The organism is Fictibacillus nanhaiensis (genome assembly GCF_019801215.1).
GTDB classification, from domain to species: Bacteria; Bacillota; Bacilli; order Bacillales; family Fictibacillaceae; genus Fictibacillus; species Fictibacillus nanhaiensis_C.
Genome location: NZ_JAHVJO010000001.1, coordinates 412,729 through 437,304, shown reverse-complemented (window position 1 = coordinate 437,304; position 24,576 = coordinate 412,729). Strand labels below are relative to the sequence as shown.

General features: G+C 38.8%; 25 protein-coding genes. 1 reads left to right on the top strand and 24 read right to left on the bottom strand.

The features are described 5' to 3' along the window. Positions 1-9 precede the first annotated feature (9 nt). The 23 genes from KUV80_RS02190 to gpr form a co-directional block, all read right to left on the bottom strand. Complete coding sequence (locus KUV80_RS02190; protein WP_222461048.1) at positions 10-381, bottom strand: diacylglycerol kinase family protein; 372 nt, start codon at positions 379-381, stop codon at positions 10-12. Further along, complete coding sequence (gene ybeY, locus KUV80_RS02185) at positions 378-845, bottom strand: rRNA maturation RNase YbeY (RefSeq protein WP_222461047.1); 468 nt, start codon at positions 843-845, stop codon at positions 378-380. Before ybeY ends, KUV80_RS02190 begins: the two co-directional genes overlap by 4 nt. After that, a complete protein-coding gene (locus tag KUV80_RS02180) occupies positions 842-2,962 on the bottom strand; it encodes an HD family phosphohydrolase (protein ID WP_222461046.1) in 2,121 nt (706 codons plus the stop codon). The genes ybeY and KUV80_RS02180 overlap by 4 nt, the downstream gene beginning before the upstream one ends. A gap of 103 nt (positions 2,963-3,065) precedes the next feature. Beyond that, positions 3,066-4,028, bottom strand: coding sequence for a PhoH family protein (locus tag KUV80_RS02175; protein ID WP_222461045.1), 963 nt, complete (start codon positions 4,026-4,028; stop codon positions 3,066-3,068). Between the two features lie 5 nt (positions 4,029-4,033). Beyond that, a complete protein-coding gene (gene yqfD, locus KUV80_RS02170) occupies positions 4,034-5,227 on the bottom strand; it encodes a sporulation protein YqfD (RefSeq protein WP_222461044.1) in 1,194 nt (397 codons plus the stop codon). Positions 5,228-5,251: 24 nt separating this feature from the next. Then, positions 5,252-5,533 carry a sporulation protein YqfC gene (yqfC, locus tag KUV80_RS02165; RefSeq protein ID WP_222461043.1) on the bottom strand — a complete coding sequence of 94 codons (282 nt, stop codon included), beginning with the start codon at positions 5,531-5,533 and terminating at the stop codon, positions 5,252-5,254. Between the two features lie 72 nt (positions 5,534-5,605). Continuing rightward, the gene (locus tag KUV80_RS02160) at positions 5,606-6,019 is read right to left on the bottom strand and encodes a hypothetical protein (RefSeq protein WP_222461042.1); all 414 of its coding nucleotides are present in this window, start codon (positions 6,017-6,019) and stop codon (positions 5,606-5,608) included. A gap of 2 nt (positions 6,020-6,021) precedes the next feature. Beyond that, positions 6,022-7,029 carry a flotillin-like protein FloA gene (gene floA, locus KUV80_RS02155; protein WP_222461041.1) on the bottom strand — a complete coding sequence of 336 codons (1,008 nt, stop codon included), beginning with the start codon at positions 7,027-7,029 and terminating at the stop codon, positions 6,022-6,024. A gap of 15 nt (positions 7,030-7,044) precedes the next feature. Then, entirely contained in the window at positions 7,045-8,379 is a 1,335-nt protein-coding gene (locus tag KUV80_RS02150) for an NfeD family protein (RefSeq protein WP_222461040.1), read from the bottom strand. A 96-nt stretch (positions 8,380-8,475) separates the two neighbouring features. Then, positions 8,476-8,919 (bottom strand): GatB/YqeY domain-containing protein, encoded by a 444-nt coding sequence (locus tag KUV80_RS02145; RefSeq protein ID WP_222461039.1) that lies wholly within the window; start codon positions 8,917-8,919, stop codon positions 8,476-8,478. Between the two features lie 14 nt (positions 8,920-8,933). Continuing rightward, a complete protein-coding gene (rpsU, locus tag KUV80_RS02140) occupies positions 8,934-9,107 on the bottom strand; it encodes a 30S ribosomal protein S21 (RefSeq protein ID WP_007202240.1) in 174 nt (57 codons plus the stop codon). Positions 9,108-9,257: 150 nt separating this feature from the next. Next, positions 9,258-9,932, bottom strand: a complete 675-nt coding sequence (gene deoC, locus KUV80_RS02135; RefSeq protein ID WP_222461038.1) for a deoxyribose-phosphate aldolase — start codon at positions 9,930-9,932, stop codon at positions 9,258-9,260. A 120-nt stretch (positions 9,933-10,052) separates the two neighbouring features. Further along, the gene (mtaB, locus tag KUV80_RS02130; RefSeq protein ID WP_222461037.1) at positions 10,053-11,405 is read right to left on the bottom strand and encodes a tRNA (N(6)-L-threonylcarbamoyladenosine(37)-C(2))-methylthiotransferase MtaB; all 1,353 of its coding nucleotides are present in this window, start codon (positions 11,403-11,405) and stop codon (positions 10,053-10,055) included. 5 nt (positions 11,406-11,410) lie between these two features. Continuing rightward, complete coding sequence (locus tag KUV80_RS02125; RefSeq protein ID WP_222461036.1) at positions 11,411-12,163, bottom strand: 16S rRNA (uracil(1498)-N(3))-methyltransferase; 753 nt, start codon at positions 12,161-12,163, stop codon at positions 11,411-11,413. A 12-nt stretch (positions 12,164-12,175) separates the two neighbouring features. Then, the gene (gene prmA / locus KUV80_RS02120) at positions 12,176-13,123 is read right to left on the bottom strand and encodes a 50S ribosomal protein L11 methyltransferase (RefSeq protein WP_222461035.1); all 948 of its coding nucleotides are present in this window, start codon (positions 13,121-13,123) and stop codon (positions 12,176-12,178) included. Between the two features lie 36 nt (positions 13,124-13,159). Then, a complete protein-coding gene (dnaJ, locus tag KUV80_RS02115; RefSeq protein WP_222461034.1) occupies positions 13,160-14,272 on the bottom strand; it encodes a molecular chaperone DnaJ in 1,113 nt (370 codons plus the stop codon). A gap of 160 nt (positions 14,273-14,432) precedes the next feature. Then, positions 14,433-16,265, bottom strand: coding sequence for a molecular chaperone DnaK (gene dnaK, locus KUV80_RS02110; RefSeq protein ID WP_222461033.1), 1,833 nt, complete (start codon positions 16,263-16,265; stop codon positions 14,433-14,435). A 30-nt stretch (positions 16,266-16,295) separates the two neighbouring features. Next, positions 16,296-16,841: a nucleotide exchange factor GrpE gene (grpE, locus tag KUV80_RS02105; protein ID WP_222461032.1), complete on the bottom strand. Its 546-nt coding sequence runs from the start codon at positions 16,839-16,841 to the stop codon at positions 16,296-16,298. Positions 16,842-16,859: 18 nt separating this feature from the next. After that, complete coding sequence (gene hrcA / locus KUV80_RS02100; protein WP_222461031.1) at positions 16,860-17,882, bottom strand: heat-inducible transcriptional repressor HrcA; 1,023 nt, start codon at positions 17,880-17,882, stop codon at positions 16,860-16,862. Positions 17,883-17,962: 80 nt separating this feature from the next. Continuing rightward, positions 17,963-19,108 carry a radical SAM family heme chaperone HemW gene (gene hemW, locus KUV80_RS02095; protein ID WP_222461030.1) on the bottom strand — a complete coding sequence of 382 codons (1,146 nt, stop codon included), beginning with the start codon at positions 19,106-19,108 and terminating at the stop codon, positions 17,963-17,965. Between the two features lie 80 nt (positions 19,109-19,188). Further along, positions 19,189-21,024, bottom strand: coding sequence for a translation elongation factor 4 (gene lepA / locus KUV80_RS02090; protein ID WP_222461029.1), 1,836 nt, complete (start codon positions 21,022-21,024; stop codon positions 19,189-19,191). Between the two features lie 163 nt (positions 21,025-21,187). Further along, positions 21,188-21,535, bottom strand: coding sequence for a DUF3679 domain-containing protein (locus KUV80_RS02085; RefSeq protein ID WP_222461028.1), 348 nt, complete (start codon positions 21,533-21,535; stop codon positions 21,188-21,190). 72 nt (positions 21,536-21,607) lie between these two features. Next, positions 21,608-22,717 (bottom strand): GPR endopeptidase, encoded by a 1,110-nt coding sequence (gpr, locus tag KUV80_RS02080; RefSeq protein ID WP_222461027.1) that lies wholly within the window; start codon positions 22,715-22,717, stop codon positions 21,608-21,610. A gap of 158 nt (positions 22,718-22,875) precedes the next feature. Between gpr and rpsT the strand changes: the two genes are divergently transcribed. Further along, positions 22,876-23,142 (top strand): 30S ribosomal protein S20, encoded by a 267-nt coding sequence (gene rpsT / locus KUV80_RS02075; protein WP_222461026.1) that lies wholly within the window; start codon positions 22,876-22,878, stop codon positions 23,140-23,142. Between the two features lie 226 nt (positions 23,143-23,368). Here the strand turns inward: rpsT and holA are convergent, their stop codons facing one another. Further along, a complete protein-coding gene (gene holA / locus KUV80_RS02070) occupies positions 23,369-24,412 on the bottom strand; it encodes a DNA polymerase III subunit delta (RefSeq protein ID WP_222461025.1) in 1,044 nt (347 codons plus the stop codon). Between the last annotated feature and the right edge of the window lie 164 nt (positions 24,413-24,576).

Here is a 24,576-nt window from a genome sequence, read left to right as displayed (position 1 = left end):
CTTAACTTTCTAATGCTTTATGCTCTTTATTATTGGTCCAATAAAAAGCAGTATACCGATTATAACAGCAAATATCGAAAAAACCAAAACTGCACCTGCAGCTGCATCCTTTGCTTGCTTAGCTAAAGGATGACGTTCTAGAGTGTAAAGGTCTACTGATTTTTCAATCGCTGTGTTTATTAATTCTAAGGAGAGTACAAATCCGATTACAACGAAAAGTATGATCATTCTTAATGTTGTAAAATCAAGTGCAATCGCAGTTAAAATAACGATTACACTTATTAAGGTATGGATTCTAAAATTTTGCTCGGTTAAAAATGTATTTCGAATTCCGTCAAAAGCATAGATAAAACTTGAAAATAATTTTTTCCAGGCTATCATCTCTTCAATCCGTATTGCTCCAATATCTCTTCTTGCCGACCAAACATCTTTTTTTCATCTGCATCATTCATGTGATCATAACCAATCAAATGTAGAAATCCATGAACAGCAAGAAACCCCATCTCCCGATCCATAGAGTGCTCATATTCGGCAGCTTGTTCCTTTGCAACGTCTAGACAAATGATAATATCCCCAAGGAATCTCGTTTCCTCGCCGCCGATGATTTCGGTCTCATCTTCTCCCATTTCTTCCATAGCAAATGAGATTACATCTGTCACACTGTCTTTTTGCCGAAATTCATTATTTATTTCTTGAATTCTTTCTTTTGACACAATTGTAACAGATACTTCTGAAGGACCTATCTCCTCCATCTCCGCTGCTTTTTGTAGAACATTTGTTAGGAGCTGTTCAAATTGGTTGCTGTTTTCATCAATTTCGTTCAAATACTCGACATGTAGGGTCATGATTTCTCCACCTTTTTGGTTTCTTCAGGGTACTCGATTCGCGAATGGAATATCCCTTGCAATGTTTGTGTTAATGTTTTTCGAACTGTATCTAATTCTTTGAGTGTGATGTCACATTCATCGAATTGACCATCTTCAAGCCTATCATTAATAATCTTTCGAATGATTTGATCAATCTTTATTGGTGTTGGTTTTGATAATGATCTGACGGCAGCTTCAACTGCATCTGAAATTCCAATAATGGCAACTTCCTTTGTCTGAGCTTTCGGGCCAGGATAACGAAAATCCGATTCAGAAACTTCTTTATCTGTTAACTGTGAGGCCTTATGGTAAAAGAATTTTAATAGCGTAGTTCCATGATGCTGTTCAGCAATGTCAATGATTTCTTTCGGTATTTTGTCAGCGCGAAGCATATCTGCTCCATCGTAAGGATGTGCTGTTATAATCGTTTTGCTTAATTGAGGCGCAATCTTGTCATGAGGATTTTCCATATTCATCTGATTCTCTATAAAAAAGTGTGGACGTTTCGTTTTTCCGACATCATGATAATATGAACCAACCCGCGCCAAAAGCCCGTTAGCTCCAATCGATTCACAAGCTGCCTCAGAAAGATTCGCTACCATTATGCTGTGGTGATAAGTACCTGGAGCTTCCATTAAAACTTTTCGCAGTATCGGATGATTCGGATTGGATAATTCAATCAATTTGGTAACGGATAAAATATTAAAAGACGACTCAATAACGGGCAGCAACCCCAATGTAAGAACGGCCGAGATGAAGCCTGATAATGCTGCACAACCTAAATCAAAACCAATTTGTAAAGTGGTAAATTTTCCATTTTGTAGCAAAAGCACACTAGCTACTATTAGAATGGCTATAAAGGATACGAAAAATCCGGCTTGCAGAATTTTTGATCTCTGCTGCGCCTTGCCTAAGAATACAATTCCTGACACTCCATTAAAAAGTACATACAAACACATAATAAAATTAAAATTACCTGTTGTTTGTTCATTAAAAATTAGTGCTGCACATAAAGCGAAAATAATGGAAGAAACAACAGCCAGTTCTTCATTGAACAGCATTTTGATCATCATGGCTCCTGCCGCAACTGGTACTAGGTACATCAAGCTAGGCAATCCAATTTCAGTACTTATACTAACTAATTTCATGACGACAAGAGTAAACGTAAACAAAAGCGCATAAATCGTTACATATTTTCTAAAATGCTCTTTTGATCGTTCTTCTTTCATAAAATAATAAAGGCCAGCCATAACAACCACCACAAAGATAAATAAGCCGTAATACGGATAGGTTTTCATTTCCTGATCGAGCAGGCCTACCTTTTTTAATCTATCATAAATTTCAGGTGTGATGACTGCACCGCTTTTAACAAGTACCTCTCCTTCTCTTATCACTACCTCTTCTACTTTATCGCTAGCTTCCTTACGTTTCTGCCTTGTTTTTTCAGTGTCTAGAGTCTTGTTGGCAATGATAAAGCTGCGGGTAATCTCTTCAGCAGCACTTCTTAATGCATAAGATAAGTTCCCATTTTCACGGATCAGTCTCACTGCTTCATCTCTCGCTCCATCTACTTCTTCAACCAATACAGGCTTTTCAAGAACATTGTTAACGACATCTGGTGCTAGGTTTCTCACATTATTCAGCTCATTTTCACTCGCCTGAAACAAAGCATTAAATGATTCATCCGATATCTCAGAGATATCAATGTAATCTTCCAGCTGCTCCTCCTTTTGTTCGTATGTTAACAGAGGTTCGTCTTCCTTCTTTTTCTCTTCAGAATCATTAATTGAACTTATTGTATTAAGTAGTATTTTCATTGCTTCAGCTTGAGCAAATGCTATTTCGTTGTTGAATGTATACTCATTTTTCACACTTTCTTCTGCTAACTTTCTTCTTACTTCAGTCTGTTCATCGAGCGGTATAGTAATGGGCGACTGAATATCACGCGGAGCCCGGTCATAAACGCTTACATCGACGACATTAGGAGTTACATTGCTCACTAAAATAGCAAATAAGATGATCCCCATTATTACAAACGATACGGTTGCTACACTTAAACGAAAATAATTAGTCAAGATATGTCTGAAGTTGGACAAGCGTTACCACTCCTTAAACTGTGAATCCTATACTAATCTTAGCAAAAGTTGGACAAATATGGTACTTATATCAAGTAAAAAAGAGCTCCTCAAAAAGGAGCCCTTACTTTTCATACGTTTCATATGCTTCAATAATCCGTTGAACCAATGGATGTCTTACAACATCTAATTGTTTTAAATAAATAAAATCTATTCCATTTACGCCTTCTAATCTTTTTTCGGTCACTTTTAATCCGGATTCTTTTCCACGAGGCAAATCAATCTGGGTCAGGTCGCCCGTAATGACCATCTTCGAACCAAAACCAAGGCGGGTTAAAAACATTTTCATTTGTTCAGGGGTTGTGTTTTGGGCTTCATCTAGGATGACAAAGCTTTCATCGAGTGTACGGCCTCTCATATAAGCTAAAGGGGCTATTTCGATCGTTCCCCGCTCAATGAGCCTCTCAGTATGCTCCGCGCCTAAAAGGTCATGAAGAGCATCATAGAGGGGTCTTAAGTACGGGTCTACTTTTTCCTTTAGATCGCCTGGCAAAAAACCTAGACTTTCTCCCGCTTCAACAGCAGGTCTTGTTAGAACAATCTTTTTCATTTTGCCATCTTTAAGAGCATTTACGGCCATAACTACCGCAAGATATGTTTTGCCAGTCCCGGCAGGACCAATACCAAAAACAAGATCTCGCTTTCTCATGGACTGGACATAGTGTCGCTGTCCTAGCGTTTTAACACGAATCGGTTTTCCTTTTGCGGTAACTGCAATATCTTCTTCATAAAGCTCACTTAATTCATCCAGCATATTCTTTTCAGCAAGCTGTACAGCATAAACAATATCTCTTTCTGAAATCTTAATCCCTTTACGAACCAATTTCAGCAAGACAAAGAGTGTTTCTTCAACCATTTCAGCTTTGGCTAGTTCTCCGGACACTAAAATGTCCTCTCCGCGAGTAACAATATTCACGTTGAGCTTATCTTCAATAACCTTTAAAAAGGCATCGTTCGGCCCGAATAAGGAAGCGGCCTCTGTCGTATTTTCGAGTTGTAATGAATTAAGTCTTTTCGTTTCTGACAAACTACTCATTCTCCTTGTTGGATAGGTATAGGTTGTTCAGATGCAATATTTTCTATAACTTGGTAGAGCATCGTTAATTTTACTTTACCATTCGAGACGTTTTGTTGCCAAACTTTTTCCCCTTTAATTTTTGCATCCTCAGGCAGTTTTTTCAGCAGTTCTTTCTTTGCCATCTCTTTTCCGACTTCAATCGCTTCTGTTTTTGTATAAGATCGCTTAATACCGTCTGTCTCTCGAATTTCTTTTTTTAGATAGGAAATGGGCATTTTCCACTTGGCTAAATATAGAGGTGTTTCATTTAGTGTTTCCGTTTTATCCTGAAATTCTCCATCTGAAAATCCAAAGATGGGAAGATTCATTCCAAATAAAGTGACATAATGTCTGTTTTTGCACTTCCCGGTATAGGTCTGAAATGAAGTATTTAAAGGCACTTCCACTTGTGTTTGATACCAGACCTCACCTAATATTTTTCCTTTGGCACTAACAAGTTCTGGTTTTTTTTCTTTTCCGATATACCCAGACACAAGTAATGAGCCTTTTTGTACATAATCATTGATTGTGATAACGGGTTGTCCTTTTTCAACAAATAAAGAATGAATAACTGCTTCTTTTGTTGCGACAAGATGTCTAGGTCCAGAAATAGGTTTTGCTTTAGGTATTTCTTTTTCTACAACTTCAAAACGATATTGAGTACCATGCTGTGTGACTCCAATCCATGTAACGTTCTTCATTTTTTCAGTAAGTTCTCTTTGAATCTCTCTTACGTTCGGCAGCAAAAAAATAAATTTCCCTTTCGTTATACCTAGTTCTACTGCTGCTTTTCTGAGTTCGTATTCGGTCTTAGGATTTGCACCAGTCACATTAATATTCCAAATCATATTAGATAATAAAAACAGCAAGAAGATAAATGAGATCATGCCTAAGATAAAACCGTTTCTTTTCCACATTCTCATTAATAGAAAAGGAGTTCCGATTTTTTCTTTAATTCTTATTTTTAATTTCTTTTCTTTCAATATCCTTTTAGCTTTTCGGATATCTGCAATTGAAACGGATACAAGTATTCGATCATTGCTCAAGGGTTGAATATCCCAAATCTGTATTCCTGATTCCATACACGCATTGATGAACGAACTTGAGTCTTGTCCAATAATTTCCACTCTGACATATCCTTTTAAATTATTATTCCATTTGCTTTTCATTTGGACCTCCTATTCCATGCAAAGTTAATCATTTTCGAAATCAACAGAAGAGATCGTGCCTTCTAATAAAATCTCTTCTGGAAGGATCGTTTTAATAACGAATTCTTTTCCTTTAATAACGAGAGCTCCTTGCTTTAATTTAAGTGTGAGCTGCTCGTTGGAAAATGCTTTAACGCCCCTATGATTTTCTATATAAATGTGTAGTTGTCCAATCATCGTAATCCGGGGTAGATCCATTACAACATCCGCTGGTAGCTCAAGATTCTGCATCATCCACTTGCTTACATGCTGCCGCCATTTTCCCATAAAAAAACCCCCTCACTCATTTTTATGAACGAAGGGGTCAAACTATCACACTATTTCGTTGTTTTCTGTCAGTTAAGATCTATTTCGCAGCGCTTTAGGCTTCGAAAGTATCTCTGACCAGATTACAGCTTTTTGCAATTCTTCCTGATTTACTTTAAAGGACTGGAGAATAATATTCTCTTTATCTTTATAACGATTGGCCTTTTTAGCCATCTCAAGACGCTGATTTATACGATCCTCACTGCCGGTTGATTCAGAAGCTGAAAGAATCGATTCTCCAACAGGAGCAGCTTTCCTTTGGGCAGGAACACCAAAAGGCGATACCGTTTTTTGGGGCTGTTCATTCGCCCGCTTTACAGGGGCAGGTCTATTTGTTTCCTTAGTATCATTCATTCGTTTAAAGAAACTGTACAAACCACCAGCGATAATGATAACAAAAGCGATGTTAGCTATCAAAAGTTCAATAATCGCTTCGATGATATTCATACCTACATTTTCCGTCCTTTATCTTCATTATCTTTTTCAGGATTTGACGATTTGCTGATGGATTCACGCATTGTCGTATCTGCCATAATGTTCTTCATGTTCATATAATCCATAAAGCCCATGTTTCCTGATCTGAGCGCTTCAGCAAGAGCCAAAGGTACTTCTGCTTCTGCTTCAACTACTTTCGCTCTCATTTCTTGTACTCTCGCTTTCATTTCTTGTTCATTGGCTACTGCCATCGCACGTCTTTCTTCAGCTTTAGCCTGTGCAATATTTTTATCAGCCATCGCCTGATCAGTTTGAAGCTCTGCACCAATATTCTTACCGATATCAATATCTGCAATATCTATGGAGAGAATCTCGAAAGCCGTTCCTGCATCTAATCCTTTTGAGAGGACGGTTTGTGATATTAAATCTGGATTTTCAAGCACCTTCTTGTGTGTTTCTGAAGATCCGATCGTACTGACAATACCCTCTCCGACACGGGCTATGATAGTTTCTTCGCCCGCTCCCCCAACAAGTCTATCAATATTTGCACGAACAGTAATCCTTGCTTTCGCTTTAACTTCAATACCATCCAACGCTACACCCGCTATAAAAGGTGTTTCAATCACTTTCGGGTTTACACTCATTTGAACCGCTTCCAGCACATCACGGCCAGCAAGATCTATTGCAGCTGCCCGCTCAAAGCTTAGTTCAATGTTTGCTCGATGTGCAGCAATCAAAGCGTTAACCACACGGTCCACGTTACCACCAGCTAAATAATGGCTTTCGAGCTGATTCGTACTAAGACCTAATCCAGCTTTTACGGCTTTAATTAAAGGATTTACAACGCGATTAGGAATAACTCTTCTTAATCTCATTCCTACAAGTGTAAAAATCCCCACTCTTACACCTGCAGCTAAAGCTGATATCCAAAGCATAACGGGCACAAACGTAAATAATATCGCCAACGCAATAACGATAAGACCGATGATCACTATACTTGCAATTGAACCTAATTCCAACATTACAAAACACTCCTATCAATCATTATTTTCAGCTAGTCTTACTACGACTCGCCCTCCACTTACTTTCACAATCTTTACCTTTGCATCTTTTCCGATGTATGAGCCCTCTGTAACCACGTCGAGAAATTCATCATCTATTTTTACACTCCCTGATGGCCGTAATGGGGTAACTGTTACACCTGTTCGACCGGTTAGATCCATGCGTTCATGATGAGAAAGATAACCTTTTTCTGAACTTGTTGAATCGAAAAGTACCAATCGTTTCAATGGACCATTGTAACCAAATGACCTGATAAAAAAGTAAGAACCTATGATCGTAACCACGATCGCTATGGCAATTGCGAGTAAAATTCCTGATAAAGAGCCTCCTGCAAGAATCAATCCCGTTAACATTGCGATCACCCCAATAATACCCAATATACCACCAGGTAAAAATATCTCTAATATAATTAACACAAATCCTATTCCAAATAATAATAGTGCTTCCCATCCAGCTAATCCTGCTATCATATGGCCATAGAAAAATAAAAATAAGGAGACCACACCTACCGAGCCTGCGATCCCAAACCCTGGTGTATAAAGCTCCAGAACAAGTCCTAAACTTCCTAACGAGAGAAGGATCGGCACGATGACCGGATTGGTAACAAATCGTGCTATTTTATCAGCGAATGTAGGGTCTGAATTCTGGACTTTCGCATCTTCTAGATCCAGAAAGGCTAAAAGCTCTTGCCTATCTTCTGCAATCTTCTCTGCATACCCGACTTTCAAGGCTTCACTGGCCGTTAACGTAAGTAATTCGCCTTTACCCACATTCAGCTCAGGAATTTCAACGTTAGGATCGACCATTGCTTCAGCATATAAAAGATTCCGATCATTCAGTTCCGCGGCTGCCAACATTTCCGCCTTCCATGCGGACTCTGCTTTTTGGCCAGCTGTATTGCCTTGCTGATCGATAACAGCTGCAGAACCAATCGTTGTAGAAGGCTTCATCACGATTTGATCTGCGTTCAAAGCTATATACGCTCCGGCTGAAAAAGCATTTTTGACGACGTACGCAGTGATTGGTATGTCCGTTTCCCTCATCACTTTTGCTATATGTATTGCTGCGTCAACGCGCCCTCCGGGTGTATATATCTCTAGAACAATATGGTCTGTACCATCCTCTTCAGCTTTTTTTATACTTCTCTCTAAAAAAGCTTCAAGCCCTCTTTCAACTTCATGTTCCACAGGTATAAAAGTTACTGTTTTTCCTTGGCCTGCTGAAAACACGTGTTGAGCAGAAAGCAGACCATAAACACCCCATAAAAGACATAGTGTATAAATCAGTAAACGGGCCTTTTTCACAAACACCCCCCCTTCTATATCTAGTTTACGTTATTTTGTGGGAAAAGTTTCATTTAAATAAGAAAACGCTCTGTATAAATACAGAGCGTTTGTCAATTTCAATTATGATAACTGTTGCTGAACAATACGGTTAACGAGTCCGCCATCGGCTTTCCCTTTAACTTTAGGCATAAGAGCCCCCATAACTTTTCCTATGTCAGCTTTGGAAGATGAACCCGTTTCTGAAATCGTTTGAGCAACGATTTGCTGAAGCTCCTCTTCTGAAAGCTGCTTTGGCAAGTATGGTGTAAGTACAGCAATTTCTTCCTGAAGACCAGCGACTAAATCATCGCGGCCTGCTTTTTCAAATTCTTGGAGGGAGTCTTTTCTTTGTTTCATCTCGCGTGAAAGCACAGTGAGCTCTTCTTCCTCGCTTAATTCGTGACCATGTTTGATGGCTTCATTTTGAAGAGATGCCTTTAACATACGAATAACGGAAAGCTTTTGCTTGTCTTTGTTCTTCATCGCTTGCTTCATGTCTTGATTCAATGCATCAAGAAGACTCATAACTTACACCTCTCTTAGAACTTACGCTTTCTTGCTGCCTCAGCCTTCTTCTTTCGCTTTACGCTTGGCTTTTCATAATGCTTGCGCTTTTTAACTTCAGCCAATGTTCCATCTTTGGAAACGGATCTTTTAAAACGACGAAGAGCATCATCAATGGATTCGTTCTTACGAACACGTGTTTCTGCCATTTGTATTTCCCTCCCTCCAGACCACCCTTACAACAAACATAAAGATGCGTCACATATCTTTTGCCATTATAATATATCCTTGTTATGCGGTCAACTTAAATTGAACAGGCTGGATTAGGAGAGTAAAAATTATTGCTTTTTTGACTCAGCTTAGTAACTAGATGTTGAAGTTCCGCCTTCTACAATAGCTATACCTGCACTTGCTCCAATACGTGTTGCGCCTGCATCAATCATAGCTAACGCAGTTTCACGGTCTCTTACAGCTCCTGATGCTTTAACACCGATGTTCGGCCCCACTGTTTCACGCATTAATTTGATATCTTCCACAGTCGCTCCTCCAGTAGAGAAACCAGTTGAAGTTTTTACGAAATCAATACCTGCTTTTACAGCAATCTCACACGCTTTTACTTTTTCTTCATCTGTTAACAAAGAAGTTTCAATAATTGCTTTTGTTAAAGCTTTTCCTTTTGCAGCTTCAACTACTGCACGTACATCTTGTTCAACCAATTCGTAGTTTCCATCTTTTAATGCACCAATGTTAACAACCATGTCAACTTCAGTTGCACCATTTTCAATAGCATTCTTCGTTTCGAACGCTTTTACTTCAGGTGTGTTTGCCCCTAAAGGAAATCCGATTACGGTACAAACTGCAACGTCTGAACCTTTCAACTGTTCAAATGCTGTATATACCCAGGTAGGATTTACGCACACAGAAAAGAAATTATATTTTTTAGCTTCCTCACAAAGAGTCAAGATTTCTTTCTTTGATGTTTCAGCTTTTAATGCAGTATGATCAATCATTCGTGCTACATTTAATTCGCTCATTTAAAAACAATCCTTTCTTTACTTAAAAATTAAATACCGTAATATCATACCAAATTAATCGACATAAATCGAGTTCCTTTGTTTACATTACAAAAACATCCTGGTATGAACTCCAGGATGTTAGCTATTTACAGCTTGCGTCAGGATTTCGTCCATTTCTTGTTTAACAAATACACCTTTACTATAAGGATACCCAGCTTCCGTGATTTTCACTTTCACCAATTTCCCAATCATGTTTTCATTTCCCTCAAAAACAACTTTTAAATAGTTTGGGGTGTAGCCAACAAATAAGTTCTTTTCTGGCTCGTCCTTGAACTCTTCTTCGGGAATAACTTCTACCACTGCATCTTCGTAGTCACTGGCATATTCTTTTGCCAATTGGTCAGATAGAGCGATTAATTTGTGAACACGTTCGTTCTTCACGTCTTCAGGTACTTGATTCTCCATTTTTGCAGCAGGTGTGCCCGTACGTTTTGAATAAGGAAACACGTGTAGTTCCATAAATTTATGGTCTTGTATAAACCGGTAAGTTTCCATAAATTCTTCTTCCGTTTCGCCGGGAAAACCAACGATTACATCTGACGTAATCGCCAATCCAGGCAGCACTTCTTTTAAGCGGTCCAAACGTTCACCGAACATTTCCATCGAATATTTTCTGCGCATGCGCTGGAGTACCGTGTTGGAACCGGATTGTAAAGGAATATGGAGGTGAGGTACAATCTTATTCGATCTGCCCATTACCTCGATAACTTCATCACTGATTTGGCTTGCTTCAATGGAAGAGATACGGATACGTTTAAGACCTTCAATGTTCTTATCAAGATCAGATAGCAGTTTAGCAAACGAATAATCCTTCATATCTTCACCATAACCGGCTGTATGAATTCCGGTTAATACGATCTCTTTGTATCCTGAATCGACCAACTGCTGTGCCTGTGAAAGAACATCATCTGGTTTTCTTGATCTGAGAAGTCCTCTTGCCCAAGGAATAATACAGAAAGTACAGAAGTTATTACACCCTTCTTGTATTTTCAGAGATGCGCGAGTTCGATCTGTAAATGCAGGGACATCTAATTCCTCATAAATACGAGCCTTCATAATATTTGATACGCCATTAATAGGCATGCGTTCTTCTTGATATTGTTCGATATAGGAAAGCATTTTGGAGCGATCTTGTGTTCCAACGACAACATCTACTCCAGGAATAGCCATGATTTCCGCAGGCGATGTCTGTGCATAACAGCCTGTAACACAAATAACAGCGTCCGGGTTTTTACGAATCGCTCGTCTTATCACTTGTCTGCTTTTTTTATCTCCCGTATTCGTAACAGTACAGGTGTTTATAACATAAACATCAGCTGTACTATCAAATTCAGTTCTATCATAGCCTTCTGATTGAAACAGCTGCCAAATCGCTTCTGTTTCATAATGATTTACTTTACAGCCTAATGTATGGAAAGCAACGGATGGCATCATCATCACCCCTTTAATTCAAAATGATAGGAAATTGCAGATAATATATATAATGGAGCTGTTTCAGCTCGTAATATCCTTGGTCCTAAACCACACAGTTCAAAACCATGATGCATGAGTTGTTCAGCTTCTTTTTCACTGATGCCGCCTTCTGGACCAATTACACAAAGAATAGAATCTCCGTGTTCAATCTTGTTTAAGGTACTAGAAAAACGGCTATATTCAGCTTGTTTAGCTGCTTCTTCATAGGCAACGATTTTTATCTTAAACTGTTGAGCATAATTTAGCAAATCAAGAAAAGATCCAGGATTCAAAATCTCTGGAATCATGCTTCTGTGTGATTGTTCTGCGGCTTCTTTTGCGATTTTTTGTAACCGTTCCTTCTTTTTTCCAGCTTTTTTATCGTCCCATTTCACAACAGAGCGCTCGGCAGCGAAAGGAAAGAAAGCTTTCGCACCGAGTTCTGTTCCTTTTTGAACGATATATTCAAGTTTATCTGCTTTTGGCAGACCTTGTGCAATGGTAATCTGAACAGGCATCTCAGAGGTAGTTTCCATCTCTTCGATAATCCGTGCCTCAATCATGTTTCCGCCTAGGTCAATGATTTCACACAAAGATGTTCGGCCCTTGTTATCACAGCAAATGATGTTGTCTCCGGCCTGCATTCTCATCACTTTCGAAATGTGTTTTGCATCTTCATCTTTTAAGTAAACACGGTCATTTTCCCAGCTTACAGACGGTACAAAGTACCTTTGCATGTAAAGCACTTCCTATTCTTTTCTTTGATTTTGAGCAACGATCGCCACCCAATCTTCCATTTCTATAACCTCTATTATTGTAAACCCTTGATGTTCTAATTTCTCTTTTACTTCACGCTTCTTCCCTTGAATGATGCCAGATGTAATAAAATAACCACCCGGCTTCAACACGCTAGATGCGTCTTCGACAAACAACAGGATGATCTCCGCAAGAAGATTTCCTGCAATTAAATCTACAGGTCCCTGTATTCCTTTTAATAAATCATTTTGATCTACTGCAACCTTATCATGAACTTTATTGAGTTTAACGTTTAATTGTGCACTATTTACTGCTACTTCGTCGAGATCATAGGCATCGACTTTTTTAGCGCCCAATAAGGCTGAGGCAATGCTTAATACACCTGAACCGGTTCCCACATCAATGACTGTATCGTCTTTTTGGATATACTTTTCTATCGCTTGTAGACTCATCACAGTCGTAGGATGTGTTCCTGTACCAAATGCCATACCTGGATCTAGTTCAATAATTAATTCGTCCGAGTTAACAGGCTTGTAATCTTCCCAAGTGGGAGTTATCGTAATTTTTTCGGTAATTTTCACAGGCTTGTAATACTTTTTCCAGGCTGTAGCCCATTCTTCTTCGTTTACCTCACTAATAGATATCGTGTTTGGACCAATATCAATATCGTATGTCTCAAGATTAGTAATCGCTTGCTTAATCTCCTCAACGGTCTCTCCTAAAAAGCTGTTTACAGGAATATAAGCTTTAAGGATAACACCTTCCGAAGGGTAATCAGAAGGATTAAGCTGATAGATTTCACCAAATACGGATTGGCGCTCTTTAGAGAGGTCATCCACATCCTCTATCACAACTCCACTTGCACCTGCCTCATGCAAAATGTTTGATACTGGTTCAACCGCTTCCTGAGTAGTGTGGATGCTAATTTCTGACCATTTCATCATATCAACTCCGTCTTTAAGATTAACAAGGTTGCTTTACTCACCTTTAAATGCTCGTTTTACTTTATCAAAAAAACCGTCCTGCTGTTCATCAGGTAATGTCCCGCTTATTTCGAAAAAGTCTCTTAACAACTGCTTCTGCTTTTCGGTTAGGTTTTTAGGCGTCACGACTTTTACCTGTATGTGCTGGTCACCTTGTCCGCGTCCGTGAACATTCTTTACACCTTTGCCTTTAAGTCTAAAGTGAGTTCCTGTTTGTGTACCTGCAGGAATCTTCAACTTTACTTTCCCGTAAAGCGTCGGAACTTCGACCTCATCTCCTAAGGCAACTTGAATAAAGGTTAACGGCATCTCGCAATAGATGTCATCACCATCACGTTCGAAGAATTCATGTTCTGCAACTTGGAAAACGACATAAAGATCACCAGAAGGACCGCCATTGACACCTGGTTCCCCGTGGCCCGCCATACGAATTTGCTGTCCGTTATCCACACCGGCTGGAACTTTAACGGATATCTTCTTGTTTTTACGTACTTTTCCTGCTCCGTGACAGGTATGACATTTTTCTTTTATAATCTTTCCTTTACCACTGCAATGGTGGCACACTCTTCTGTTAACAATGCGACCAAACGGTGTATTTTGTTCAACATTCAACTGCCCGCTGCCATTACAATGTGAGCAGTTCTCTGGTTTTGTGCCTGGTTTTGCACCTGAACCATGACAAGTACCGCATGTTTCTTCTGTAGGAATCTGAATTTCGGTATCTTTTCCGAAAACTGCATCTTCAAAAGACAAACGAAGTCCATATTGAAGATCGTTTCCTTGACGAGGTGCGTTTGGATTACGTCTTCCTCCCCCACCCCCAAAGAACATATCAAAAATATCTCCGAATCCTCCAAAGTCAGCACCAGCGCCGCCAAACCCTTGATTAGGATCTGTATGGCCGAATTGATCATAATGAGCTTTTTTCTGAGGATCACTTAATGTTTCATATGCATCTTTTACTTCTTTAAATTTCGATTCCGCATCTGCTTCTTTATTAACGTCTGGATGATATTGTCTGGCAAGTTTACGGTAGGCTTTCTTTACCTCATCACCAGAGGCGTTCTTATCTAATCCAAGTACTTCATAATAATCTCTTTTACTCATATAGGACACTCCCGAATATTCACATAAAAGTTATCTTACCATTGAATACCACCTGACTCAAGACGTAACTGTAAACAATCATCGTCATAAGTCAATTCATCAATTTCAGAAAAAAAGTCAAAGTCAAGATAGCCTGACTTTGACTTTTTACTTTTTATGATTATTTTTTATCGTCGTTTACTTCTTCGTAGTCAGCGTCAACGATGTTCTCATCGTTTTTGCTGGTTTGTCCTTCTGAATCTCCTTGAGCTGCTTGAGCTTGTTGTGCAGCTTGCTCATAAAGTTTTACAGAAAGCTGCTGAACGATTTCACTTAAAGCATCCTTTTCTTTTTTGATCGCTTCTAAATCGTCACCTTCAAGTGCTTTTTTCAAGCTTTCTTTTGCTTCTTCTGCTTTTTTAACTTCCTCTTCATCCACTTTACCTTCAAGGTCTTTTATCGTTTTATCAACTGTGAATACGAGTTGGTCTGCTTCATTTCTTGTATCGATCTCTTCGCGCTTTTTCTTGTCCGCTTCAGCATTTTCTTCAGCATCCTTAACCATGCGGTCGATTTCTTCGTCTGAAAGTCCCGTTGATGACTTTATCGTGATCGATTGTTCTTTGTTTGTTCCTAGATCTTTAGCACGCACATTTACGATACCATTCGCATCAATATCAAAGCTTACTTCGATTTGTGGAACTCCTCTTGGTGCTGGAGGAATTTCAGACAACTGGAATCTTCCAAGTGTCTTGTTGTGTGCCGCCATTTCACGCTCACCTTGAAGAACATGAATATCAACAGAAGTTTGGTTGTCAGCAGCTGTTGAGAACACCTGTGATTTTGAAGTTGGAATCGTAGTATTTCTATCGATTAGACGTGTAAATACGCCTCCCATCGTTTCGATACCTAATGACAATGGAGTTACGTCAAGAAGTACAACATCTTTAACATCTCCTGCAAGAACTCCACCTTGAATAGCTGCTCCAAGTGCAACTACTTCGTCAGGGTTAACCCCTTTATGCGGCTCTTTACCTGTAAATTTCTTAATCGCTTCTTGTACAGCCGGAATACGAGTTGATCCACCTACAAGGATTACTTTATGAATATCAGATGGTGACATACCAGCATCGTTTAAAGCTTGACGAGTAGGTCCCATCGTAAGCTCTACTAGATCTGATGAAAGATCTTCAAATTTTGCACGAGTTAGGTTTAACTCTAAGTGTTTCGGTCCAGATGCATCAGCTGTAATAAACGGTAAAGAAATCTGTGTAGATGTAACCCCAGATAAATCTTTTTTCGCTTTTTCAGCAGCATCCTTTAGACGTTGAAGGGCCATTTTGTCTTTAGATAGATCAATGCCGTTCTCTTTTTTAAACTCGTTAACTAAGTGATCAATAATCACTTGGTCAAAATCGTCTCCTCCTAGCTTGTTGTCCCCAGAAGTTGCTTTAACTTCAAAGAATCCGTCCCCTAGTTCAAGAATGGATACGTCAAACGTACCACCACCAAGGTCGAAAACAAGAATTGTTTGGTCTTCATCTTTTTCAAGACCGTACGCTAAGGCAGCAGCAGTTGGCTCGTTCACGATACGTTCAACTTGTAATCCTGCAATTTGGCCAGCATCTTTAGTCGCTTGACGCTGTGCATCATTGAAATAAGCAGGAACTGTAATTACAGCTTTTTCAACTTTTTCGCCTAGGTAATCTTCTGCATGTGATTTAAGCTTTTGCAAAATAATCGCAGAAATTTCTTGAGGTGTGTAGTCTTTTCCTTCAACTGTTTCTTTATGATCCGTTCCCATGTACCGCTTAATAGACATGATTGTATTTGGATTCGTAACAGCTTGGCGTTTTGCTACTTCACCAACTGAACGATCTCCATCTTTAAATGCTACAACAGAAGGTGTAGTTCGGTTGCCTTCCGGATTAGGAATTACTACAGCTTCTCCACCTTCCATAACAGCGACACAAGAGTTTGTTGTACCTAAGTCTATACCGATGATTTTACTCATGTTTTTTCCCTCCAAGAATTTATGTAGTTTTTATGCGTTCACTTTTACCATTGCAGGACGGATAACGCGGTCCTTAAGCATGTATCCTTTTTGTAATTCTTCGATTACCGTGTTTGACTCATACTCTGAATCCTCCACTTGCATAACAGCTTGATGCATGTTTGGATCAAACGTTTCGCCAACGGTAGGAACTTCAGATAAACCTTCTTGCTTTAAAGCTTCTACTAACTGGCGATAAACCATTTCCATTCCTTGAATTAAGGGTTTTGCCTGTTCATGCGTAGCTTCAGTTTTTAAAGCACGCTCAAAGTTATCTAGCGCAGGTAACAATTGTTCCAGCAAACTTTGAGATTTATATTTAAGGCTGGCTGCCTGTTCTTCTCGCGTTCGACGACGGAAATTATCGTAATCTGCTTGCAAGCGAAGATTTTTTTGGTTCGCTTCTTCAAGCTTTGCTTCCAGCTCTTGCATTCTCTGTTGTTCTTCGGTCAGAGACTCTTCTACTGAATCCTCAACAACTTCTTCATCGTGAATCTCAGTTTCCGTTTGATCTTGTGTCATTTCCTCTTTGTTCATGCTTTCACCTCCCTAAAATCAACTAAAATCATTTAACCTGTTTGTCATTTCTTTGGACAAGGAATCTAAAAGTGAAATTACCTTTTTGTATTCCATCCGAGTTGGACCAATTAATGAAATCGTTCCAATATGTTTGCCATGCATCGTATAAGAAGCATTGATCACACTACAATTCCTCATTGCTTCATGCTCATTCTCTGTACCTATTTTAACAGTTACTCCCTTTTCAGACGAGGAAACAAGCTTTTCCATTAAATCCTGTGTTTCTAAAAAATCAAGAAGAGGTCTTACTTTATCTAAGTCCCGAAACTCAGGCTGAGAGAGCATATTTGTTTTTCCTCCGTAAAAAAGCTTTTCTTTTTTACTCCACAAAAGAAGCTGATCAAGGAAAACACCCATATTTTGATAGTTTTTTAAATTCTTTTTAAAAACATCGGCTAACTCCAGGTGAATTCTGCTGTTTAATTCGATCAGCCTTACGCCAGCCAGTCTCTCGTTCAATATATTCACGAGCTTCTCCAGATCTGAAGGCTCAATAGAATCAGGCAAAAGGATCTGTCTGTTCTCAACATGGCCGGTGTTCGTTACGAAAATAGCCACCGCCATCTGTGATGATAAAGGAATGATCTGCATATGACGAAGCTTCATATCCAAGGCATTCGGCCCGAGAACAACCGACGTATAATTGGTTAAATCTGATAGAATCCTTGCCGATTGATCAAATAAAACCTCAGCCTCATGAACCTTCTCAGTAAATAATAATTCTGAACGATCCATCTTATTATGAGAGACTGAAAGAGAAGGGAGCAAATGATCGACATAAAATCGATAGCCTTTCTCAGATGGAATTCTTCCTGAAGAAGTATGGGTTTTCTCTAAAAAGCCGAGATCCTCCAAATCCGCAAGTTCATTTCGAATCGTTGCAGGACTGTAGGTAATATCTTCTCGTTTAGAGATTGTACGGGAACCTACAGGCTCAACATGCTTAATATAATCATCTATTAATACACGCAAGATAAAGAGTTGGCGTTCCGTTAACATCCCATCACCCCATTTGTTAGCACTCATGAACAACGAGTGCTAAATCTATAATATAAGTTACCAAAAGGTACTCTTCGTTGTCAATCTAAAACTACACCAATAAATTCTTGAAATACCTCGTTTCCAAGGGGTATTCCATCTTTTGTTAAAAACAGTCTACCATCTTGTTCTAAAACCCAGCCTTTTCGTATTAATTTATCGATTGGATCCCTGTATACGTCAAACATTGATTTGCCATAACGTGCAAGAAAATTTTGATCAGAAACACCTTCTTGTTTTCTTAGCCCCATAAACATCTCTTCTTCCATCTTTTCGACGAGCGAAACGAGATGTTCTTCTGTATAAGGAAATCCATTTTCTTCAATTAGGGTCATGTATTGCTTAAGAGGACCTGCATTCTTTCTTCTGACACCTTCAACATAACTATGAGCTCCAGCTCCGATGCCAAAATATTCATTATTGTTCCAGTATTGGAGATTGTGTTTGCTTTCAAACCCTGGAATAGCAAAATTACTAATCTCATACTGTCGATATCCTTTTTTTTCAAGGGTCTCGATTAAATATTCATACATCGCTGCTTCTAGTTCATGTTCAGGCAACAGAAGCTTTCCTTTTTGTGCAAGATTATAGAACACGGTTTTCTTTTCGATTTGTAAAGAGTAAGAGGAAATGTGCGGAACATCGAGAGCTAATGCTTCATCTACTGATGCCTTAAACATCTCCATCGTTTGACCCGGCAAACCAAACATCAGATCAATTGACATGTTATGGATACCTGCTTTTTTCGCTTCAGATATCGTTCGATAAACATCCTGCTTATCATGTGTTCTTCCAAGTTTTTTTAATAATTCTGACTGAAAAGCCTGTACACCTATGCTCAGTCGGTTCACACCATTATATTTAAGTACCGCAATCTTTTCTCTCGTTGTTTGTTCAGGATTCGCTTCAACGGTAAATTCTTTAAGAGATTCATTATGAAAAAACTCATTTACATCATTTAGAAAAGTTTCTAACTGTTTTCCGCTCAAAGAAGTCGGCGTTCCGCCACCAACAAAGATTGTCTCCATCTGATAATCAGAAAAACGAGATGTCGTATTTTTCATTTCCGTTTTCATTGAAAGCAAATACTCATCAACAGGCTGCTGATGAATAAAGATTTTGTTAAAATCGCAATAATGGCAGATCTGAACACAAAATGGAATATGAAGATATACAGCTTTTAGCAAAAGTACTCACCGCCCTCTCTTTGTAAATTAGGAAAGACCGCACCCTTGCCTTTGCGGTCTTTTCGTTTATTTGAATGAAGTTATTTGCTGTTGTTTGTATCATCCATACGAAGCACCGCCATAAATGCCTCTTGAGGTACATCAACACGGCCAATTGTCTTCATACGCTTCTTACCTTCTTTTTGTTTATCAAGAAGTTTACGTTTACGTGAAATATCTCCACCATAACATTTCGCTAAAACATTTTTTCTTAAGGCTTTGATGTTAGAACGAGCAACGATCTTCTGACCGATTGCCGCTTGAATAGGTACTTCAAACTGCTGGCGCGGAATAAGATCTTTCAGTTTTTCAACCACTACTTTTCCGCGTTCATAAGCAAAGTCCTTATGAACGATAACGGATAAGGCATCGATTTTTTCATTGTTAAGAAGTATTTCCATCTTAACCAGTTTAGAAGGCTTATAACCAATCAACTCATAGTCAAGAGAAGCATATCCTTTTGTACTCGATTTTAGCTGGTCAAAGAAATCATAAACGATTTCAGATAACGGGACTTCATAAAGCACATTAACACGGTTATTCTCGAGATAATCCATCGTTAAGAAAATACCGCGTTTCTTTTGACAGATTTCCATGATCGCTCCAACATAATCATTCGGTGTCATGATAGAAGCTTTTACGTAAGGCTCCTCTACCACACTGATTTTTTGTGCTTCTGGCATGTTCGCTGGATTATCAACGACAATCTTTTCACCGTCAGTCATCGTAACGTTGTAGATAACACTCGGTGCAGTCGCGATAAGATCAATGTTAAATTCACGCTCGATACGTTCCTGAATAATTTCCATATGAAGCAATCCGAGAAATCCGCATCGGAAACCAAATCCAAGTGCCTGAGATGTTTCTGGCTCATATTGAAGAGCAGAATCATTCAATACAAGTCTCTCTAATGCTTCACGCAGATCATTATATTTCGCTGTATCTACCGGATAAAGACCACAATATACCATAGGATTCATTTTTCTGTAACCTGGAAGTGGCTCTGCTGCGCCTTTAACTGAGCTAGTGATTGTATCACCGACTTGTGTATCACCAACATTTTTGATAGAAGCCGTTAAGTATCCTACATCACCAACCGTTAAAAAGTCTTTCTGAACCGCTTTAGGTGTAAATACTCCGAGTTCAAGAACTTCAAATTCTTTCCCTGTTGCCATCATTCTAATTTTGTCACCGATTTTCACAGTTCCTTCAGCAACACGAATATACGTTACAACCCCTCTGTATGGATCATATAAGGAGTCAAAAATCAACGCTTTGAGAGGTCCCTCAGGATCTCCTTGTGGTGCAGGGACTTTTGCGACAATTTGTTCAAGAATATCTTGAATACCAATTCCTGCTTTTGCGGAAGCAAGTACTGCTTCAGATGCATCAAGGCCGATAACATCTTCTATTTCCTGGCGAACACGCTCTGGTTCTGCGCTAGGTAAATCAATCTTGTTAATAACCGGCAAGATCTCAAGGTCATTCTCAAGAGCTAAATACACGTTTGCCAATGTTTGTGCTTCAATACCCTGAGCAGCATCTACAATCAATAAAGCCCCTTCACAAGCCGCTAAACTTCTGGAAACTTCATATGTAAAATCTACATGTCCGGGAGTGTCAATAAGATGGAAGGTATAGGTTTCTCCGTCTTTCGCTTTGTATTGAAGCTGTACAGCATTTAATTTAATCGTGATCCCGCGTTCACGTTCTAGATCCATGGAGTCTAGAAGCTGTTCTTTCATTTCACGCTGTGTTAAAGCGCTTGTTTCTTCTAAAATACGATCTGCTAAAGTAGATTTTCCATGATCGATGTGTGCGATGATGGAAAAGTTTCGTATTCTAGACTGTCTTTTTAATTTTTCTTCTCTATTCATATACGTTCACTCCTACAATTTTAGGAAAAGTCACTAACTTTGATTATAGCAATACAACATACCTCTTTCAATCACAACCTTAAAAATGAAGGATAAGTAGATGTTGAACATATGGATTTCATAAATAAAAAGAACCTTTAAAGGTTCAACCCTCTAAAGGTACTTAAGGTGAAAACACTTCTAGCATCTCTTGTATGATAATACCCAATACAGATATCATGACACTGAAAGCAGAAGAAATCCAACTTGTCAGGTTTTGCCCTAATGCAGAAAACACATTAAATGAATCGATCTTCTTTAATGTGTCCTGCTTTGCCTTTAAATCGTGACTAGAAAGCTGGGATTCTCCATCTTCTTTCTCTGTCACATTTTGATTTAATGACTCAACGATGCTTGTATGGTTGGATCCTTTTAGTTCGTTCATCTCGAAATTAGCTTTTTGTATCCCAAATAAAATACCAAACAAGAGTAAGGCTATCAGACCTAAGCACTTCAACATAAATTTCGTCATAAAAGTTCCCCCTTATTTACGAGGATGTACTATTCAAATTTATGCACAAGCTTGTCCATACATGACTATTATTTAATGTGTATACGATGATGTGTTACTTTGATCGATCTGCCCGTGTAATGCCGTATTCAAACCGTTAGCTAACACATTCGCCATGTCTTCAATAAAAACATCGACTTCCTTTGGGGTAACCATTAAATTGTGGCCAATAGGAGCTAATACTTCCCGAATCAACCTCAGCTTCTCTTCTTCTTCTAACACTCCTACGATTCCTAAAAAAGATTTTCGATGATCTTCTTCTGGCATGTCTTCATCTGTTAAAATCTTCTTTTCCCCAAATGTCATTCCAGCTGGGAGCAATGATTTCGAAGGTTTGTCCTTCTCTTTCATTTCCCTGCCAAAATGCTTTAAAATAAAATCAATCGTATCACTTGTAATCGTAGCAGCGTCAACAACAGTAGGAATTCCAATAGATATGACCGGTATGCCGAGCGTTTCTTTGCTCAATTCTTTTCGTTTGTTCCCAACACCAGAACCTGGGTGGATACCTGTATTCGAAACTTGTATGGTCGCATTTACTCTTTCAATCGAACGAGAAGCTAAAGCATCAATGGCAATAACAAAGTCTGGATCAACTCTTTTTACAATGCCGTCTATAATATCACTCGTTTCAATACCTGTTATCCCCATAACTCCAGGTGAGATGGCACAAACTGGTCTGAATCCCTCTTCTACATTTTCAGGAGCTAATTCGAATAAATGCTTTGTAATGGTTAAATTTTGCACGACGAGTGGTCCGAGTGAATCAGGAGTAACGTTCCAATTCCCTAGACCAACTACTAAGCATGTATCCTCTTGCTTAATGCCTTGCTCTTTCAAGAAGTGATTAAAGTCGCTAGCAAAGACTTCTTGGACATGTTGCTGAAGCTTAGAATCTTTATCACGAATTCCTTGAACCTCGAACGTTAAATAAATCCCTTCTTTTTTGCCGGTGGTCTCAGCGCCTTTTTGATCGATTTCCACCCTCACACACTTGATCCCGTCTCTATCCGTCTCTTTTATAATAACACCCTCAAGTGTACTTTTATTTTCAGTTTCTTCTTCCTTCAAAAGCATGTCATGTGCTTCAATTGCCAAATCTGTACGTACTGAGTATGCTTGAAGGTCTAATTCCTTACCCATAATCTACCACCGTCCTTTATTCTGTATTTTTGCCGCAACTGTTCCTTTTCATTCTTGTATTGCATTTAAAACGTGATTTTGATAGAATACTTTGTGTCCTATTTTTTGCAACGGATAGAATTTTGTTGCATCATGGTTCATTTAGGGAGGTGAATGGATTGGCTAATATTAAATCAGCGATTAAACGTGTAAAAACGAATGAAAAGCGTCGTGCACACAACGCTTCATTAAAGTCTGGTATGCGTACTGCTATTAAAAACTTCGAAGCATTAACTGCTTCAAAGGATGCAGAAGGTGCAAAAACAGCATTTGTTACTGCTTCTAAGAAAATCGATAAAGCAGCAAACAAAGGACTTATCCATAAAAATGCAGCTTCTCGCCAAAAGTCTCGTCTTGCTAAGGCTTTAAACGGTGTTAATGCATAAATTTTAAGGATGAAACCTCGAAAAACGGCCTTACACCAATAGGTCGTTTTTTTATTTTGCTGTTGTTGCAAACTTTGTTGCTCTTGAAAGTTATAGATTCCCGTTTTTAGGATGTTCGCTTTCTGGTGGGCGTGCGGTGAGCCGCCTTGGTGCTTTACGCTAATTGTGGAGCCTAAAGCACCATTTTTTAGAATAGACCTTTTATTTTGGTCAAAAAAACCAGCTCCTACACTAAGGAGCTGGTTACATTGTTTTGAGAAAGTTTAATGATTTCCATTTCTAAAAGAAGTACTTTATCCATTTGACCTGTTTTCATCTTATAGTCAGTTTCAGCAAAATCATCTAGGCAATTTCTTAAAAACGATTCGTTGAATTGCTTAGCATGCTTTGTTGCAAGTTTCGCTGCGTATGGATGAATTTTTAAGGCGGATGCCATTTGCTTTTCTCCGTATCCCTTTTTTTGAAGCTCTTTTACACCGTTTATGATTCGGAACTGTCTTGTGATTAAAGCATGGATCTGAATCGGTTCCTGGTTCTGTTTCATCAGATCATAAAAACTTCTTAAAGCTAGTTCCGTCCGCTTATGGACAACATGATCAACAAGACTAAAAACATCATCCTCAAGCGTTCTAGACACAAGGTTATCTACTGTCTTTACCGTAATGATTCCACCTTTACCAACATATAAAGACATCTTTTCCAATTCTTTTGCTAAGATAGCCATTTTGGTTCCTAATCTTGCTAATAGAAGCTGAATGGCTTCTTTTTCAATGGTTACGCTGGAATGTTCAGCTTCTTTCAACAGCCATTTCTCAGCCGTGTCGTTGCTAAGTTGAGACACTTGAACAATTTCAGCCTGAGACTTTAACTGTTTAACAATCTTCTTTCTTTCATCAAGTTTTTCATATGGAGCCACGATGACCAACGTTGTATACTCCGCTGGATTTTGCAAATACTGCTCAAATATTTTTAAATCGTGCTCAATTTTTGTCTTATCCTTTGCTGCTGTCAAAAACACAGCATTCTTCATAACGACAACCCGCCGCTCTCCTAAAAATGGCATTGTCTCTGCATCTTCCATTACTTCCTGAACTGAAATTTCATCAAGGTTATGTAGGCTGAAATTAAAATCCTTTTCCTCTGGAAGAAGTAAAGAAGAAAGGGTTCGAATCGCTTCCTCAGCTAAAAAGAGTTCTGTTCCCCAAATTAAATAAATGGGTGATATTTGTTTATTTTTTATTGTTTTTTTTAATGAATCAACTGTAAGCACCTTTTTTCACCTCTATATCATCCTATGAGGAAGAGAAGGGTTTTGCAAGCAAAAGAAGGAACAGTGCTTTCGCCCGTTCCTTCATTTATGATAAACACCAACACATAGTCCGTGGAGAACTACATGTTAGCTTTAATTAGGATATCCTATGCAGATTTGTATTA

Coding starts and splice junctions, on each gene's coding strand:
- KUV80_RS02190 (WP_222461048.1), bottom strand. CDS start 381: ATGATAGCCTGGAAAAAATTATTTTCAAGTTTTATCTATGCTTTTGAC.
- ybeY (WP_222461047.1), bottom strand. CDS start 845: ATGACCCTACATGTCGAGTATTTGAACGAAATTGATGAAAACAGCAAC.
- yqfD (WP_222461044.1), bottom strand. CDS start 5,227: ATGAAAAGCAAATGGAATAATAATTTAAAAGGATATGTCAGAGTGGAA.
- yqfC (WP_222461043.1), bottom strand. CDS start 5,533: ATGGGAAAATGGCGGCAGCATGTAAGCAAGTGGATGATGCAGAATCTT.
- KUV80_RS02160 (WP_222461042.1), bottom strand. CDS start 6,019: ATGAATATCATCGAAGCGATTATTGAACTTTTGATAGCTAACATCGCT.
- floA (WP_222461041.1), bottom strand. CDS start 7,029: ATGTTGGAATTAGGTTCAATTGCAAGTATAGTGATCATCGGTCTTATC.
- KUV80_RS02145 (WP_222461039.1), bottom strand. CDS start 8,919: ATGAGTCTTCTTGATGCATTGAATCAAGACATGAAGCAAGCGATGAAG.
- rpsU (WP_007202240.1), bottom strand. CDS start 9,107: ATGGCAGAAACACGTGTTCGTAAGAACGAATCCATTGATGATGCTCTT.
- deoC (WP_222461038.1), bottom strand. CDS start 9,932: ATGAGCGAATTAAATGTAGCACGAATGATTGATCATACTGCATTAAAA.
- mtaB (WP_222461037.1), bottom strand. CDS start 11,405: ATGCCATCCGTTGCTTTCCATACATTAGGCTGTAAAGTAAATCATTAT.
- KUV80_RS02125 (WP_222461036.1), bottom strand. CDS start 12,163: ATGCAAAGGTACTTTGTACCGTCTGTAAGCTGGGAAAATGACCGTGTT.
- prmA (WP_222461035.1), bottom strand. CDS start 13,123: ATGAAATGGTCAGAAATTAGCATCCACACTACTCAGGAAGCGGTTGAA.
- dnaJ (WP_222461034.1), bottom strand. CDS start 14,272: ATGAGTAAAAGAGATTATTATGAAGTACTTGGATTAGATAAGAACGCC.
- dnaK (WP_222461033.1), bottom strand. CDS start 16,265: ATGAGTAAAATCATCGGTATAGACTTAGGTACAACAAACTCTTGTGTC.
- grpE (WP_222461032.1), bottom strand. CDS start 16,841: ATGAACAAAGAGGAAATGACACAAGATCAAACGGAAACTGAGATTCAC.
- hrcA (WP_222461031.1), bottom strand. CDS start 17,882: ATGTTAACGGAACGCCAACTCTTTATCTTGCGTGTATTAATAGATGAT.
- lepA (WP_222461029.1), bottom strand. CDS start 21,024: ATGAATAGAGAAGAAAAATTAAAAAGACAGTCTAGAATACGAAACTTT.
- KUV80_RS02085 (WP_222461028.1), bottom strand. CDS start 21,535: ATGACGAAATTTATGTTGAAGTGCTTAGGTCTGATAGCCTTACTCTTG.
- gpr (WP_222461027.1), bottom strand. CDS start 22,717: ATGGGTAAGGAATTAGACCTTCAAGCATACTCAGTACGTACAGATTTG.